Below are 14,780 nucleotides of genomic sequence, written 5' to 3'. Positions count from 1 at the left end.
TCGGCGCCGCCAAGGAGGCAATGCCCAAGACGATCCGTCCGATCGCCAGACCTCGCAGCGCGCCCGCCAACTCGTTGTTGGCAGATTCTGGAGTCATGCTCCCTATGGTGCCAACTCTCGCCCCGCGAAACCGGCCGCTCCGTGCCAGATGTGATCGGATTTAGGACAGCAACGCCGGGGCAAGCTGTTCGAGATACCGCACACCCACCTCCGTCTCGACATTGGCCGGCATTAGCACCACGTGATCGGCTCCCGCCTGAAGATGTCTGTCCACCATCGTCGCGACGTCCCCTGGCGAACCGTATGCCACCAGATCATCGACCAAACGATCGCTGATATCGGCGACCTCCTCATCGGCATACCCCAAGCTTTTCAATCCGCCACGCACACCTGGTAGCTCCAGCCGCATTGAAACCATATTGCGAGCAATGGTTTTCGTGTCATCGCCGTCTCCGGCGACAATCACGTCAATACCGACCACGATCAGCTTGTCGCGGCCCAGCGCCTGTCGCACCTGTGCGGTGAATGCAGGAGGCCGGCCCGCGGGCATGGCACCGTCGGCAGCATCGCGGGCCAGTGCCAACATCTTCGGGCCGTTGGCCGCGACAATCCGCGGATACCGCACATCAACAGCCGGTAGCGGAGTCGTTTCGCCCATGCGCGACAGGTAGTCGCGCATGGCACCCAACCCGCTGCCGAAATGGGATCCGACCAGTTCAGCTTGCGAAGGGTAGCCAGCCCCAAGTCCGAGCACAAAGCGATCTGGGTAGGCTTGCGCAAGCATCGCCGCGCCACCGTGCGCGGTCACCGCGGGCCGCGCCCAGATGTTTGCGATCCCCGTCGCGAACGTCATGTGCTCGGTTGCGGCCAGCAGAAGACCCGCCTGCACCAGAACGTCCTTGCCTCCGACCGGTTCATTCAGCCATGTGGTGCGATAACCAGCGGCTTCCATGCGCACCACCGCTGCACGCTGCTCACCCACCGAGGGCATGCTGGTGAAGTGCATGGGCAGAAACGCGCCAACTGCTCCTAAGGCACGGCGCGCCGCTGCGACGACGTCACTCATCGAAGTAGTGTCCCTTCTCAAGGTCCGCAATGAGGCCAGGCTGCACCGGACGCCAGCCCAGACGTTCCTGGGTGAGCACGCTCGTCGCGGGCAGGTCCATAGCGAAAAACCCGCCCAACCAACCGAAATGGTCAAATGCCTGCGCAAGGGGCACCGATTCGACCGGCAGGTTCAGATGGCGGCCGATGACTTCGGCAATGTCACGTACCGGGATGCCGTCCTCGGCCACGCCGTGCAGCCTCGAACCCGTGGGCGCGTTCTCCAGCGCGAGACGGAACAGATGGGCGGCGTCAAGGCGGTGCACGGCGGGCCATCTATTGGACCCGTCGCCCGGGTATGCCGAAACGCCCTTGGCCCGGGCAATTTCGATGAGACGTGGCACGAACCCGTGGTCCCCCTCCCCGTGCACCGAGGGAGCCAACCGCACGGCCGAGACTCGCACGCCCCGGTCGGCAAGGTTCAGCGCCTCCTCCGATAACCGCGGCGATTCCGGGGCGGCCGCATCCTCCTCCGTCAGCGGGCGGCCCAGGCCGAAGCCCGCCAAACCGGAGGTGACGACGAAAGGCCGCTCCGTCCCGGCAAGCGCTTCGCCGATTGTGGCGATGGCCCGCTTGTCCGCGTTGACTGCCTCGGCGTAGTTCTCAAAGTCGTGCACGAAGGCGAGATGCGCGACGCCATCGGCGGCTACGGCGCCGGCACGAAGGCTCTCCAGATCGTCAAGAGAACCGCGATGCACATCTGCTCCGGCGGCGGTGAGTGCGGCCGCCGACGAATCGGACCTGGCCAGACCGGTCACCGTATGTCCGGAATCGATGAGTTCACGCACAACTGCCGAGCCGATAAAGCCGCTGGCGCCGGTAACGAATACGCGCATGCTGTCCTCCTGAAAGTCTCGGTGGTGGATGTACATCAAGCCTGCGAAATGTGCGGCCAAACGTCCAAGACCGATTACTCATCGGGCAATACCAATCAGGCATCACTACATTTCAGAGTGCCTATTTCTCACATTGCCGCTCTTCATACGCATACCATGTGGGTATGGCAGAGACCGCCCCGCTGGACCTGGACCTACGCCTGGTCCGGTACTTCACCGTGGTGGCCGAGCAGCGACATTTCGGCCGGGCCAGCACCGAGCTGCGGGTGGCGCAACCCTCGTTGAGCCGCCAAATCAGCAGACTGGAACAGCAGCTCGGTGTGCGGCTGCTCGACCGCACACCGCAAGGCACCACACTCACGGAAGCAGGCGAGGTCTTCCTCCCCAAGGCAAAGACCCTGTTGCGGTCGGCCGATCAGGCCGCAGCGCATGCGCGTGCCGCGGCGCAACCCAGCCACCTCACGGTCGGCTACTCGATGGGGATCATCGTGACGCCCGCCGTATTACAGATGCGTCAGAAGCATCCAGACGCCGATATCCGCGCCACCCACCTGAAATGGGACGAAGCGCGGGCCGCGCTGCTTGATCACCGGGTGGACGCGGTGGTGGCACGCCTACCTTTCTCCACCGACCAGTTGCACGTCACGATCCTGTACGACGAACCGCGCGTCGTGCTGCTGCCATCCGATCACCCTCTGGCTCAACATGACTCGCTGACCCTAGCCGACATCGCGAACGAACCGATGCCACGGATACGCAATGCCGACCCGTCATGGAGTGCCTACTGGCGCGTGGAGCCGCGACCCGATGGCAGCCTGGCACCTGACGGGCCCGTCATCGATGCCATCGAGGACAAATTCGAAGTAATTGCGTCAGGCCAGGCCATCTCCCTATCGGCGGGCGCGCACGGCAGCACCATGCGGCCCGATATCGTGGCCGTCCCACTTGAGGGGGTGGAACCTAGCCACGTGGCCATAGCCACCCGCGCCGACGACCGGGGACGACTCGTCGCAGCGTTCCGCAAGGTCGCGCAAGCCGTCCTGACCGGACCGGGCTAGAGGATCTCGTCGACCGCCTCCGTGGGCCGGGCCATCCGGGTCCCCTTGGCGGTCACCACGAACGGACGCTGAATTAACCGCGGGTGCGCAACCATTGCGTCGAGCAAGGCGTCATCGGATGCGTCAGCAAGGCCTAATTCCTTGTACTCGGTCTCCCCGGTGCGCACTGCCTCCCGCACCGTCAGCCCCGCGTCCGCGATCAGCTTTTTCAGCTGCGTCGTGGTGGGCACATCGTCGAGGTACTTGACGACGGTGACGTTAATCCCCGCCTCCTCCAACCGCGCCAGAGCCTGACGGGACTTCGTGCATCTGGGATTGTGGTAAATGGTCGCGTCCACGCGTTCAACCTACAGGTACGCAAGCCGCGACATAAATTTCTTCTGCCACAACAGTTTCTGCCGTCACATTGCTCTGGCGGCTGTCGGTGGGGGTCGTTAGTATTCGAACATGAGTTCGATTGGGGTGGTGGAGGCGGCGGTTGATGCCTTCTGCGCCGAATCGATCGAGGACCTGACCGCCGGTGAGGCGTTGGCCATGTTGGCGCGCCTGAAGGTAGTGCAGCGCCGGTTAGCCTCGCGGGGGCTGGGTTTGGTCTCCGCCGTGACCGGGCAGGCCTCGCCGATGCAGCTGGGCGGCACGTCGTATGCCGAGGTGTTGTCGCGGCGCATGCATATGGGTAAGCGGGCGGCGCGCCGGCGGATCGCCGACGCCGAGTTGTTGGCGCCGCGGCGCGCGATCACCGGCGAGCAGCTGGCACCCCAGCTGCCCCATACCGCGCAGGCGTTGGGGCGCGGCGACATTGGTGAGGAACACCTCCGGATCATCCGCCACTTCTTTGACCGGCTCCCGGTAGTGGTCGATGCTGCGACCCGCGAGGCGGCCGAGGCGCAGCTGGCGGTGATGGCCACCCAGTTTCGGCCCGAGGCGCTGCGGGTAGGTGCCGACCGGATGATGGCGCTGCTCAACCCGGACGGGCAGTTTTCTGATGCGGATCGGGCGCGGCGGCGCGGCATCACGATCGGGCCGCAAGGCTTCGACGGCATGTCAGCGATCTCGGGTTTATTGGATCCGGAGACCCGCGCCTACCTGGATGCGGTATTCGCCAAACTCGCCGCCCCCGGCATGTGCAACCCGAATGATCAAAGCCCACTCGTGGACGGCCAACCCGCAGACGATGCCGCCGAACGCGATACCCGCACCGTGGCGCAACGCCACCACGACGCCCTACGCGCAGCGCTGCGCTCCACTTTGGTGAGCACAGAGCTGGGTTCGCATCACGGACTACCCGTCACCGTCGTCGTCACCACCACACTCAAAGAGTTGGAAGATGCGGCTGGGATCGCGATCACCGGCGCGGGCACCCGCCTCCCCATGCGGGACCTGATCCGGATGGCTACCCACGCCCACCACTACCTAGCGATTTTCGATGACCACGGCCGTGCCCTGTACCTCGGGCGTTCTCAACGCATCGCCTCGCCAGATCAGCGCCTGGTGCTGCACGCCCGCGATCGTGGCTGCACCCACCCCGACTGCCATGTGCCCGGATACCTCTGCCAAGCCCACCACATCACCGAATGGGTCCACGACGGACCCACCGACATCGACAACCTCACCTTCGCCTGCGCACCGCATCACCGCCTCCTAGGCCACGGCTGGACCACCCGAAAACGCAAAGACGGCACCACCGAATGGATACCCCCACCGCAGTTAGCGCTCCCGGGTGAGACTCGGCATGATGACATCGTCGACCAGTGTCCGCACGGTGTCGGCAGTCGGTGACCTCACCGGCAGCAGTGAGCGGAACACCAGATACCCGGGCAGCAGATCCCAGAGTTCCTCGTTGACGGCGTCCGCGTCAATCTCACCCCGCTGCACGGCGGCGAACAGCACGTCGTCGATCAGCGCCTTGCGCTCGTCGACAAACTTGGTTCGAAATGCCTTCGTCAAGGCCGGATTTCGCTCAATCTCGATCAACAGCCCCCGCATCACGGGTGTATTGCGACGTACATCGGCGAGCGCATTGGTACCTATCCGCAGCAGATCCTCACGCAGGGAGCCAGTGTTCGGGCGGACCAACTGCGCGCGCATACCCTCGATGAAGGCTGCCAGCACCAGCTCCGCCTTGGATGGCCAACGCCGATAGATCGTGGCCTTGCTCGCCTTCGACTCCGCGGCGACCTCATCGACCGACAACCGGTCGTATCCGTGTTCCTGCAGCAGGCGCAATGTGACCTTGAGCAGCTCCACCTCGCGGGGAGTCCATTGGGAAACCTGTCGCCCCCGCGCCGCCTTAGTCAACCCCGTTGACACATCACTCGCCATGAGAGTACGGTACCGTACCGTTCCGCCAAAGTCGGGCAGCCGACCATCGAGAGGATGTGGGCGCTGATGCAAGGCTGGTTCTGGAATCTCCTCAAGCGCTGGTGGACGCTCGTCGTTGCGGCGGCCGTGGTGGCGGTGGTGGCGTTCGGAGTCAGCCGGCTACACGGCGTTTTCGGTTCAAACATCGAACTGTCACGCCCCGGCACCGAGGCCATGGAGAACACCAACTACAACCCCAAACGCGTTCTCCTCGAAGTCTTCGGCACCGCCGGGAGCACCGCAACCATCAACTTTCTCGACGAAATGGCGCAACCGCACCGTGTCGACAACGCTCCCCTGCCGTGGGCGCACGAGCTGGTCACCAACGACCCCACCCTGTTCGCCGACCTGCGTGCCCAGGGCACCGGTGATACCACCAGCTGCCGGATCACCGTGGACGGCATCGTCAAGGACGAAAGGACCGTCACCATCGTGAACGGCTACACCACCTGCCTGGACAAGTCCGCATGAGCGCCAATCACGCCCACGAGTCACGTGCGGCGAAGATCGTCCGTCGGCTTGCCGTCCCCATCGTCTTGTTCTGGGTAGCGATTGCCGCGGTGACCAACGCGACCGTCCCCCAACTGGAAGTGGTCGGCGAGGAACGATCTGCCCCGCTGAACGCGGCCGACGCACCGTCGACACTGGCGATGAGGCATATCGGCAAGGTGTTCAACGAATTCGACTCCGACAGCTCGGCGATGGTGGTACTTGAAGGCGAGAAACCCCTTGGCGCGCAGGCACATCAATTCTACAACACGTTGGTGCAGCGCCTGAATGACGACCACGAACACGTCCAGCATGTTGCCGATTACTGGGGCGATCCGATCACGGCAGGGGGCTCGCAGAGCAAGGACGGTAAGGCCGCCTACGTGCAGGTCTATGTCGCCGGGAATCAAGGCGAGGCGTTGTCCAACGAGTCCGTCGACGCCGTGCGCCGCATCATCGCGGAAACACCCGCGCCCGATGGGATCAAGGCCTATGTATCCGGTGAGGCTCCGACCATCACCGATCAATTCGAGGTCGGCAATGCGGGCGCGGCCCAAGTCACCATCATCACCTTCGCGGTCATCGCGGTCATGCTGCTGGTGGTGTACCGCTCGCTCATCACCACCGCGTTGGTGCTGGCCATGGTCATGGTCGAGCTCTCCGCTGCGCGGGGAATCGTTGCAGCACTAGGACATACGGGTGTCATAGGGCTATCCACCTATGCGACCAACCTCTTGACGATGCTCGCCATCGCCGCCGGCACCGACTATGCGATATTTTTCGTCGGCCGCTATCAGGAAGCACGCTCGGCAGGCGAAGATCGCCCGTCCGCCTATCAGACGATGTATAAGTCGACCGCTCACGTGATTATCGGCTCAGGCTTGACCGTCGCGGGAGCGTTGTTCTGTCTGTCGTTCACACGCTTGCCCTACTTCCAAACCCTGGGCGTCCCGGCTGCTCTGGGAGTGCTGGTGACGCTCGCCGCCGCCCTTACCCTGGCGCCCGCCGTGCTGGTGATCGCAGGGCGCTTCGGCTTGATGGAACCCAAGCGGGCCATGCGCACCCGCGGCTGGCGCCGGATCGGTACGGCGATCGTGCGCTGGCCCGGACCGATTCTCGTGGTGTCGTGCATCGCCACCCTCGTTGGCCTACTCGCGCTACCGGGATACCGGACCACCTACGACGGCCGCATCTACATGCCGAGCTCGGTCCCGTCGAACGTCGGCTATGCCGCCGCCGAACGCCATTTCTCCGTCGCGCGCCTCAACCCCGAACTTCTGATGATCGAAACCGACTTCGATATGCGCAATCCGGCCGGCATGGTGCTGCTGGAACGCGTCGCCAAATCCGTTCTCCATGCCCGCGGTGTGGCCCTGGTCCAATCGATCACCCGCCCCCTCGGCACACCAATCACCCACTCGTCCATCCCGTTTCAGATCAGCGCATCGAGCGCCAGCCAGTTGATGAATCTTTCCCAGCAGCAGAATCAGGCGCTGTACCTTTCACAACAGGCTGACCAGATGACGAACACCATCGCTGTGCTGAGACAGCAACTGGCGCTGCAGAAACAAAGTGCCGCCATCACACATGAACAGACCGAGGGGTTCCAACAGACCGTCGCGGTGGCACAGGATCTGCGGGACAAGATCGCCAACTTCGACGATCAGTTCCGGCCCATCCGAAACTATTTCTACTGGGAGCCGCACTGCTTCGACATCCCCTTCTGCGCGGCATTGCGATCCGTTTTCGATGCCCTCGACGGTATCGATGAGCTGGTCGACGCACTGCAATCGGTCACCGGGAGCCTCACCAAGCTCGACGCCCTGCAACCCAAACTTGTGGACCTGATCCCCCCGCAGATCGCCATCCAGGAAAAGAACCGCGACCTGACCCTGTCGAACTATGCGATCAACAACGGCACCAACACCCAGAACGAGGAGTCCACGCGCACCGCAACAGAATTGGGCAAGGCCTTCGATGACGCGAAGAACGACGACTCCTTCTACCTGCCGCCGGAAGCATTCGACAACCCCGCATTCAAACGCGGCATGAAGTTGTTCATGTCCCCCGACGGCAAGGCCGCGCGGATGATCATCACTCACCAGGGGGATCCGCAGACCTCCGAGGGCATCGCGCACATCGACGCGATCAAGGAAGCGGCCTTTGACGCCGTCAAGGCCACCCCACTGGCCGACGCCAAGATCTATGTCGCCGGGACTGCCTCGGCGTACAAGGACATTGCCGACGGCCAGAAGTACGACCTCTTGATGGCCGCGCTGGCCTCGCTGGGCCTCATCCTGCTCATCATGATGTTCCTGACCCGCAGTCTGGTCGCCGCCCTGGTGATCGTGGGCACGGTGGCGCTGTCGCTGGCGGCATCGTTCGGCATGTCAGTGGTGGTGTGGCAGTACATTTTCGGGATTCCGTTGTACTGGGTCATCTTCCCGCTGGCGGTCATCATCTTGTTGGCAGTCGGCGCCGACTACAACCTGCTGCTGATATCCCGATTCAAGGAGGAAACCGGCGCGGGATTGAAGACGGGCATCATCCGCGCCATCGCCGGCACCGGTGGCGTGGTGACCGCCGCCGGTCTGGTCTTCGCGGTGACCATGTCGTCCTTCGTCTTCAGCGATCTACGTGTTCTCGGTCAGATCGGTACCACCATCGGCCTCGGGTTGCTCTTCGACACCCTGGTGGTGCGTTCGTTCCTCACACCGGCCATCGCCACCATGCTCGGCCGCTGGTTCTGGTGGCCTATCAACATACGTACGCGCCCGGCCCCGAAACCTTTTGGGCCAAAACCCACCGGCGCCGACGACACCACCGGGCCGATCCCGGTGAGCGGATAGCTTTCAGCCGGGCTGGGTCCACGGCTCCGTCGGCAGCGGAGCGCCGGTCTCCAGGAACGACTTGAGGTTTGACAGCACTGCCGCCCATCCACCACTGGCCTGCGCGTACTCGGCGGGATCCGCAAGGTCAGCGTGGGACACGGTCAGCCGCACGATGTTCTGATAGGGCTGAATCAGAAACGTGACGGTGGACACCGCGGCATCGGCGCCGTCGGCCGGATCCGCCCAGGTGGTCACCAGCTTGCGGGGTGGATCGCTTTCCACCACGGTACCGACCACATCGGCGATGCCCGAACCGTCTGTGCGCCGGTGCTCCCAGCGCGAACCCTCTTGCCAGTCAGAGACATTCGCATGTCCCCAGTACTGGCCGCTGAGCTCGGGGTCGGTGATGGCCTGCCACACCTTTTCGGGTGTGCTGTTGATGTAGGTGGTGTAGACGAAAGTTGGTTGAGACATGTCCCGCTCCTCCGCTCGCTGCTTGATGGCGCTCAACGCCCGCAGCCGCGGGCGTTCGAACTTGTCGATCCACCGTTCCTGAATTTCGTGCAGCGGAACCGGATTGAGATAGTGCAGCTTCTCGCGGCCATGTCGCACGGTGCTGATCAGGTTGGCGGATTCGAGTACGCCCAGATGTTGGGTCGCGGATTGACGGGCCATGGCGACGCCCTCGCATAGCTGACTCAACGTCTGACCGTTGCGTTCATGCAGCCGGTCTAGTAACTCGCGCCGCGTGGGATCGGCGAGAGCCTTGAAAACCACGTCCCAATGAGAATGGCCGGGTGCTGACTGCACCCGGCCATTATGCAGGTATTTACCTGCCTATTGCAACGGGGGCCTCGTGCGAAGCATTTCCCCTGCCGGACGTCGCCGACCCTGCGGCTCCGGAACTGAAACGGACACCCTTGTCCGCGACCTTGCCGTACTTGAGCACCGGCAGCTCGCGGAAGTAATTCTGATAGGAGCGCCACGGGGCCAGCGGCACCTGGTGCGGCATCGCGTTCTCCGCGCGCGTGACGTATCCGGAGACCAAGTCCTCCAAGAACGGCAGCCGCTCGGCGGTGTCCGGCTCGACCGGCCACACCACCGTCTGCCCTTCCTTGTCCATGTATTTGAGCAGCCGGCAGGTGTACTGCGACACCAGGTCGGCGCGCAGCGTCCAGGAGGCATTGGTGTACCCGAACGTGAAGATGAAGTTCGGCAGGCCGGTCAGCATCAGACCCTTGTAGCTCACCGAATCTGCGGGATTCAGCTGGACACCGTCCACGATCGGCCGCAGTCCCCCGGCCAGCTGAACGTTCAAGCCGGTGGCGGTGACCACGATGTCGGCCTCGAGCTCTTCACCGGACTCGAGCAGGATGCCCTTCGGCGTGAAGCGCGTGATCCGATCGGTCACGATGGACGCGGTGCCCTTGCGCAGCGCGCGGAACAGGTCCGAATCCGGCACCACACACAGCCGCTGGTCCCACGGGTTGTACTTAGGAGTGAAGTGCTTGTCCAGATCGAAGTTAGGCAACTGCCGCTTCAGCAGCGCGCGCAGGATCCCCTTCATACGCTCGGGATCGCGACGGCTTGTCTGGTAGCTGATGAAGCTGACCATTTGGTTCTTCCACTTCACGATCGGGTACGCGAGCGAGGCAGGCAACTTGCCCTGCAGCGCCACGGCGAGCGCATCCGTCGAGGGCAGCGACACCACATACGTGGGCGAACGCTGCAGCATGGTCACATGACCTGCCGTTCCGGCCATCGCGGGAACCAGGGTCATGGCCGTGGCGCCACTGCCGATGACGACGACCCTCTTACCGGAGTAGTCCAGATCCTCGGGCCAGTGCTGCGGGTGGACCACCTGTCCGGCGAAATCCTCGATGCCCTCGAACTTGGGCGTGAAGCCCTCGTCGTAGCGGTAGTAACCCGTGCAGCCCAACAGGAACTGGGTGGTGAATTCGACCGTCTCTCCCGCACGCTCGACCTGCAACGTCCACAGCCCACGCTCGGAGGACCACTCGGCGCCGACGACCTTGTGGCCGAATCGGACCTTTTCTGTCACACCGAACTCGCGCGCAGTCTCGGTCACGTACTCGCGGATGGAGGTGCCGTCGGCGATGCCCTTGGTGCTCGTCCAGGGCCGGAAGTTGTAGCCGAGCGTGAACATGTCCGAATCCGAGCGCACACCCGGGTAGCGGAACAGATCCCAGGTGCCGCCGATGCGCTCGCGCGCCTCCAGCACCACGAACTTCTTGCCCGGCAACTCACGGGTGACACGGCACGCCATGCCGATACCCGAGATCCCGGCGCCCACGATGACAATGTCGACATGTTCGGTCATGACAGCTAGGCTATCGACGCAGTGTTGAGAAAGTCAACAGTGTGTCGATAACTTTAAAGAATGCGCAGGTAGACGTGACAAAACCGGCTACGAGAGGCCGCAAAACGACGCGCCCGTCCGGGGACGAGCGGATACAAGCGATCCTGGCCACCGCCGAAGAACTGCTCGGCAAGCGCCCGCTTGCCGATGTCTCGGTCGATGATCTGGCGCGCGGAGCCGGGATTTCCCGGCCGACCTTCTACTTCTACTTCTCCTCCAAAGAGTCCGTACTCCTCACACTCGCCGAGCGAATCATCGAGGAGGCCGACGCCAATGTCGCGAGCATCGATCCCGCGGCCATGACAAGTCCCGCGCAGTACTGGCGGGCCGTGATCAAGGCCTACTTTGACGCCTTCGGCTCCCACCGGGCCCTCACTGTCGCGCTGTCCAGCATGCAAGGAACAAGCCCCGAGCTGGACCAGCGCTGGTCCGAGGTGACCGAGAACTGGGTCGCCAATACGACGGTGGGCATTGAGGCCGAACGCGCTCGTGGCGCGGCGCCCAGCGTGGTACCCGCCCGTGATATCGCGATCGCGCTCAACCTCATCAACCAGGCGATGATGCGCGCCACTTTCACCGGGCAGCAACCCGCCGTCGACGACGGCAAGGTGGTCGATACGCTGCTCCACGTCTGGCTCAACGCGATTTACGGAGGGGTTTGTGCGAATTCGTAGTGCGGTGCTGCACGCGGCACCGATCGAAAGGCCGTACCGCGACACCCACCCGCTGAAAGTCATTGAGCTAGAACTCGACCCGCCGGGCCCCGGCGAGGTGCTGGTACGCATCGAAGCCGCGGGCCTGTGCCACTCGGATCTGTCGGTGGTCGACGGGAACCGGATACGTCCGGTACCCATGGCACTCGGACACGAGGCGGCCGGTGTCATCGCCGCGGTGGGCCCCGGCGTACGCGACGTCTCCCCCGGTGATCATGTGGTGCTGGTGTATGTACCGAGCTGCGGCGCGTGCAGGTACTGCTCATCCGGTCGCCCGGCGCTATGCCCGGACGCCGCCGCGGCGAACGGCCGCGGTGACCTGATCCGCGGCGGCACCCGGCTGCACGATCTGGACGGCACCGAGGTACGTCACCATCTTGGTGTCTCCGGGTTCGCCGATCATGCTGTGGTGGATCGCAATTCGGTGGTCGTCATCGATGAGAACGTTCCTCTCGACACCGCTGCCCTCTTTGGCTGCGCCATGCTCACCGGCTTTGGCGCGGTTACCCACACCGCGTCCGTGCGCCCCGGAGACTCCGTGGCGGTCCTCGGATTGGGTGGCGTCGGTCTGGCCGTGGTGATGTCGGCGGCCGCCGCCGGCGCGGGTGAGGTACTGGCTATCGACCCCGTGCCCGCCAAACGCGAACTCGCCCTTGAGCTCGGCGCCACCAGCGCCTGCGCGCCGGATGAAGCCCCCGGCGGACATGACTGGGTGTTCGAGGTGGTCGGTTCGGCCGCCGTGCTGGAGCAGGCCTACGCGCTCACCGGGCGCGGCGGCGGCACCGTGTCGGTGGGCCTACCGCATCCCGATGCACGAATCAGCCTGCCCGCGTTGAATATCGTCGCGGAGGGCCGCAGCATCCTGGGCTCATACATGGGTTCGGCGCAACCGCAACAGGACATCCCGGCCATGCTGGCGCTGTGGCGGGCGGGGCGCCTGCCAGTGGAGAAGCTCAAGTCCGATGACCTGCCGTTGTCCGATATCAATATCGCGCTCGACGCCCTTGCCGAGGGCCAGGCGGTGCGTCAGATCCTGCGCCCGGGAGTGAGCGCGTGACCAAACCCGAGCTGCCCACCAAGGCTGACTTCCCGGTGCACCGGAGGCACCAAACTCGTTGGGCCGACAACGATGTCTACGGGCATGTCAACAACGTGGTCTACTACGCCTGGTTCGACACGGCCGTCAACGGCTGGCTGATGGAGGCGGCCGGGTGCGATATCCGCGACCTGCCCGCCATCGGGGTCGTGGCCGAAACCTCGTGCAAGTACTTGGCAGAGGTGTCCTTTCCGGACGAGCTGTCGATCGGCCTGGCACTTGAGCACAGCGGACGCAGTAGTGTCATCTACAAGCTTGCGGTGTTCAAGGTCGTCGACGGTGTTGTCGAGGACACGCCGCGTGCGCTGGGTCGGTTCGTCCATGTCTACGTGGACTCCGATGCCCGCACACCCGTCCCCATCCCCGAGCAAGTAGCGACAGCTCTCGAACAGTTGAGGTAACAACGTGTCTGCAACTCTCACCCGCGACGGCGCCATCGCCACCCTCGTGCTCGGCACCGATGAGAATCGGTTCACCTTGCCCTTCATCGACGAGGTCAACGCACGGATCGACGAGATCGTGGCCGACGAGGAACCCACAGCTCTTGTCGTGACCGGAAGCGGCAAGTTCTTCTCCAACGGGCTCGACGTCGAGTATCTGGGCGCCAACCCCGACAAGCTCGGTTGGTATATCACCGAGGTTCAGAAGATTTTTGTCCGCTTGCTCACCCTCCCGGTACCCACCGTGGCCGCCGTGAACGGACACGCCTACGGAGCGGGAGCGATGGTTGCGCTCAGCTGCGACTATCGGGTGATGCGCTCCGATCGCGGGTTCTTCTGCCTGCCGGAGGTGAACGTGGGGCTGCCCTTCACACCGGGCATGTCCGCGCTGTGTCAGGGCCGCATGACCCCACAGGCGGCGTCGGCCACCATGCCGAGCGGTCAGCGCTACGGCGGCGACGACTGCGTACGACTACAGATCGTCGACGCCGCCGTTCTCGAAGACGAAGTGATCAGTACCGCAAAGGGATTCGTAGAGCCGCTGGTGGGTAAGAACCGCGGCACACTGAGCACCATCAAAAACGGGATGTACAGCTCGATCGTCCCGCTGCTACTTGCCGGATTGGGTTGAGCGACTCAGCGAGGGCCGTGACAGCAGTGCCACGATCGCCAGCGCGACGGCGATAGCCGACGCACAGATCGCGACCCAAAAGCCGTACCCGGTCACGATCGGGGGCTTGATGTTGGTGCGGTAGTACAGGAGCTCCAGCGCCAACAGCACCAGGGCCAGGGCACCCGCGGCCACCGGAGCGATGCGGTGCAGGATGTGCTGCCCCACCATGCATCCGGCCACCACCAGCAGCGCGGAAACCAGCAAGATCAGCTGTCCGGCGCCGAATCCCGCAGGCAGAACCACCGATCCGGTGGCGCCGCCGATGGCATTGGCTCTGCCTCCACCGCTGGCCGAGGTGCGCAGCCACGGCAGCCACACGCTGAACCCGATCACCAGACCAGTGAAAGCGATCAGCCAGCCGGCACGTCTCATGGCAGCTGGCTCGGCACGCACTTGGCCAGCATCGCCTTCAACGCGCGCTGCTCGTCGGCGGTCAGCTTCTCCATGACCTCGTTCTCACCCGCGGTCACTGCCTCCACCGCCTTCTCCAGTTGGGTGCTACCGCGCCGGGTCAGGCGGGCAGGCAGCGACCGGCCGTGGTCCGCACTCTCGGGCCGGCTGATGAGGCCCTCCTCCTCCAACCGATGCAGTACCGCGTTCATCGCCTGCCGGGTGACCATGGCCTGCCTGGCCAGTTCGGAGTTGGACATGCCGGGGTAGGTACGCAGAATCCGCATGCAGATGTACTCGGGCAGGCTCAAGCCGATCGGCTCCAAACGGGCCGCGACCTTGCCCCGCAGTGATGTCGCGGTACGGGTCAGCAAGTACCCCAGGCTCGCGGTGCCGTCGATTTCCATGT

16 protein-coding genes are annotated in these 14,780 nt (G+C 64.1%); 8 read left to right on the top strand and 8 right to left on the bottom strand.

Features of this window, described 5'->3' with window-relative positions; translation table 11 throughout:
• Window positions 1-160: 160 nt before the first annotated feature.
• Window positions 161-1,066 (bottom strand): LLM class flavin-dependent oxidoreductase, encoded by a 906-nt coding sequence (locus tag MAB_RS05180; RefSeq protein WP_005115781.1) that lies wholly within the window; start codon window positions 1,064-1,066, stop codon window positions 161-163.
• A complete protein-coding gene (locus MAB_RS05175) occupies window positions 1,059-1,940 on the bottom strand; it encodes an SDR family oxidoreductase (protein ID WP_005092776.1) in 882 nt (293 codons plus the stop codon). The genes MAB_RS05180 and MAB_RS05175 overlap by 8 nt, the downstream gene beginning before the upstream one ends.
• A 164-nt stretch (window positions 1,941-2,104) precedes the next feature.
• Between MAB_RS05175 and MAB_RS05170 the strand changes: the two genes are divergently transcribed.
• Window positions 2,105-2,998: a LysR family transcriptional regulator gene (locus tag MAB_RS05170; RefSeq protein ID WP_005083055.1), complete on the top strand. Its 894-nt coding sequence runs from the start codon at window positions 2,105-2,107 to the stop codon at window positions 2,996-2,998.
• Here MAB_RS05170 and arsC read toward each other — a convergent pair.
• The gene (gene arsC / locus MAB_RS05165) at window positions 2,995-3,336 is read right to left on the bottom strand and encodes an arsenate reductase (glutaredoxin) (RefSeq protein WP_005092775.1); all 342 of its coding nucleotides are present in this window, start codon (window positions 3,334-3,336) and stop codon (window positions 2,995-2,997) included. The two genes, MAB_RS05170 and arsC, sit on opposite strands and share 4 nt — an antisense overlap.
• Before the next feature lie 109 nt (window positions 3,337-3,445).
• Between arsC and MAB_RS05160 the strand changes: the two genes are divergently transcribed.
• Window positions 3,446-4,777, top strand: a complete 1,332-nt coding sequence (locus MAB_RS05160; protein WP_005113389.1) for an HNH endonuclease signature motif containing protein — start codon at window positions 3,446-3,448, stop codon at window positions 4,775-4,777.
• Here the strand turns inward: MAB_RS05160 and MAB_RS05155 are convergent.
• Window positions 4,706-5,320 (bottom strand): TetR/AcrR family transcriptional regulator, encoded by a 615-nt coding sequence (locus MAB_RS05155; protein ID WP_012296371.1) that lies wholly within the window; start codon window positions 5,318-5,320, stop codon window positions 4,706-4,708. The genes MAB_RS05160 and MAB_RS05155 overlap by 72 nt on opposite strands.
• Before the next feature lie 66 nt (window positions 5,321-5,386).
• On the opposite strand from MAB_RS05155, the gene MAB_RS05150 reads away from it, so the two are divergent.
• Together MAB_RS05150 and MAB_RS05145 are read left to right on the top strand one after the other, a co-directional pair.
• Window positions 5,387-5,830, top strand: coding sequence for an MmpS family transport accessory protein (locus tag MAB_RS05150; protein ID WP_005083059.1), 444 nt, complete (start codon window positions 5,387-5,389; stop codon window positions 5,828-5,830).
• A complete protein-coding gene (locus tag MAB_RS05145) occupies window positions 5,827-8,697 on the top strand; it encodes an MMPL/RND family transporter (RefSeq protein WP_005113388.1) in 2,871 nt (956 codons plus the stop codon). The genes MAB_RS05150 and MAB_RS05145 overlap by 4 nt, the downstream gene beginning before the upstream one ends.
• Before the next feature lie 3 nt (window positions 8,698-8,700).
• On the opposite strand, the gene MAB_RS05140 is transcribed toward MAB_RS05145, so the two are convergent.
• Entirely contained in the window at window positions 8,701-9,456 is a 756-nt protein-coding gene (locus MAB_RS05140; protein ID WP_005113386.1) for an ArsR/SmtB family transcription factor, read from the bottom strand.
• 52 nt (window positions 9,457-9,508) lie between these two features.
• Window positions 9,509-11,020, bottom strand: coding sequence for a flavin-containing monooxygenase (locus MAB_RS05135; protein WP_005113385.1), 1,512 nt, complete (start codon window positions 11,018-11,020; stop codon window positions 9,509-9,511).
• 74 nt (window positions 11,021-11,094) lie between these two features.
• On the opposite strand from MAB_RS05135, the gene MAB_RS05130 reads away from it, so the two are divergent.
• Genes MAB_RS05130 through MAB_RS05115 form a run of 4 tightly spaced genes read left to right on the top strand, consistent with a single transcriptional unit; the run spans window position 11,095 to window position 13,939 of the window.
• The gene (locus MAB_RS05130; RefSeq protein WP_005083071.1) at window positions 11,095-11,733 is read left to right on the top strand and encodes a TetR/AcrR family transcriptional regulator; all 639 of its coding nucleotides are present in this window, start codon (window positions 11,095-11,097) and stop codon (window positions 11,731-11,733) included.
• Entirely contained in the window at window positions 11,720-12,829 is a 1,110-nt protein-coding gene (locus MAB_RS05125; RefSeq protein ID WP_005083072.1) for an alcohol dehydrogenase catalytic domain-containing protein, read from the top strand. Before MAB_RS05130 ends, MAB_RS05125 begins: the two co-directional genes overlap by 14 nt.
• Window positions 12,826-13,269, top strand: coding sequence for an acyl-CoA thioesterase (locus tag MAB_RS05120; RefSeq protein WP_005063533.1), 444 nt, complete (start codon window positions 12,826-12,828; stop codon window positions 13,267-13,269). The genes MAB_RS05125 and MAB_RS05120 overlap by 4 nt, the downstream gene beginning before the upstream one ends.
• Window positions 13,270-13,273: 4 nt before the next feature.
• Complete coding sequence (locus MAB_RS05115) at window positions 13,274-13,939, top strand: enoyl-CoA hydratase/isomerase family protein (RefSeq protein ID WP_005063534.1); 666 nt, start codon at window positions 13,274-13,276, stop codon at window positions 13,937-13,939.
• Here the strand turns inward: MAB_RS05115 and MAB_RS05110 are convergent.
• Together MAB_RS05110 and MAB_RS05105 are read right to left on the bottom strand one after the other, a co-directional pair.
• Complete coding sequence (locus MAB_RS05110; protein WP_005114003.1) at window positions 13,919-14,353, bottom strand: hypothetical protein; 435 nt, start codon at window positions 14,351-14,353, stop codon at window positions 13,919-13,921. The two genes, MAB_RS05115 and MAB_RS05110, sit on opposite strands and share 21 nt — an antisense overlap.
• A complete protein-coding gene (locus tag MAB_RS05105) occupies window positions 14,350-14,778 on the bottom strand; it encodes a MarR family winged helix-turn-helix transcriptional regulator (RefSeq protein ID WP_005083076.1) in 429 nt (142 codons plus the stop codon). Before MAB_RS05105 ends, MAB_RS05110 begins: the two co-directional genes overlap by 4 nt.
• Between the last annotated feature and the right edge of the window lie 2 nt (window positions 14,779-14,780).

It is taken from the genome of Mycobacteroides abscessus ATCC 19977 (assembly GCF_000069185.1).
GTDB lineage: Bacteria > Actinomycetota > Actinomycetes > Mycobacteriales > Mycobacteriaceae > Mycobacterium > Mycobacterium abscessus.
This window is presented reverse-complemented; position numbering and strand designations above follow the sequence as displayed.

Coding starts and splice junctions, on each gene's coding strand:
- MAB_RS05105 (WP_005083076.1), bottom strand. CDS start 14,778: ATGGAAATCGACGGCACCGCGAGCCTGGGGTACTTGCTGACCCGTACC.
- MAB_RS05180 (WP_005115781.1), bottom strand. CDS start 1,066: ATGAGTGACGTCGTCGCAGCGGCGCGCCGTGCCTTAGGAGCAGTTGGC.
- MAB_RS05150 (WP_005083059.1), top strand. CDS start 5,387: ATGCAAGGCTGGTTCTGGAATCTCCTCAAGCGCTGGTGGACGCTCGTC.
- MAB_RS05170 (WP_005083055.1), top strand. CDS start 2,105: ATGGCAGAGACCGCCCCGCTGGACCTGGACCTACGCCTGGTCCGGTAC.
- MAB_RS05110 (WP_005114003.1), bottom strand. CDS start 14,353: ATGAGACGTGCCGGCTGGCTGATCGCTTTCACTGGTCTGGTGATCGGG.
- MAB_RS05175 (WP_005092776.1), bottom strand. CDS start 1,940: ATGCGCGTATTCGTTACCGGCGCCAGCGGCTTTATCGGCTCGGCAGTT.
- MAB_RS05145 (WP_005113388.1), top strand. CDS start 5,827: ATGAGCGCCAATCACGCCCACGAGTCACGTGCGGCGAAGATCGTCCGT.
- MAB_RS05135 (WP_005113385.1), bottom strand. CDS start 11,020: ATGACCGAACATGTCGACATTGTCATCGTGGGCGCCGGGATCTCGGGT.
- MAB_RS05155 (WP_012296371.1), bottom strand. CDS start 5,320: ATGGCGAGTGATGTGTCAACGGGGTTGACTAAGGCGGCGCGGGGGCGA.
- MAB_RS05160 (WP_005113389.1), top strand. CDS start 3,446: ATGAGTTCGATTGGGGTGGTGGAGGCGGCGGTTGATGCCTTCTGCGCC.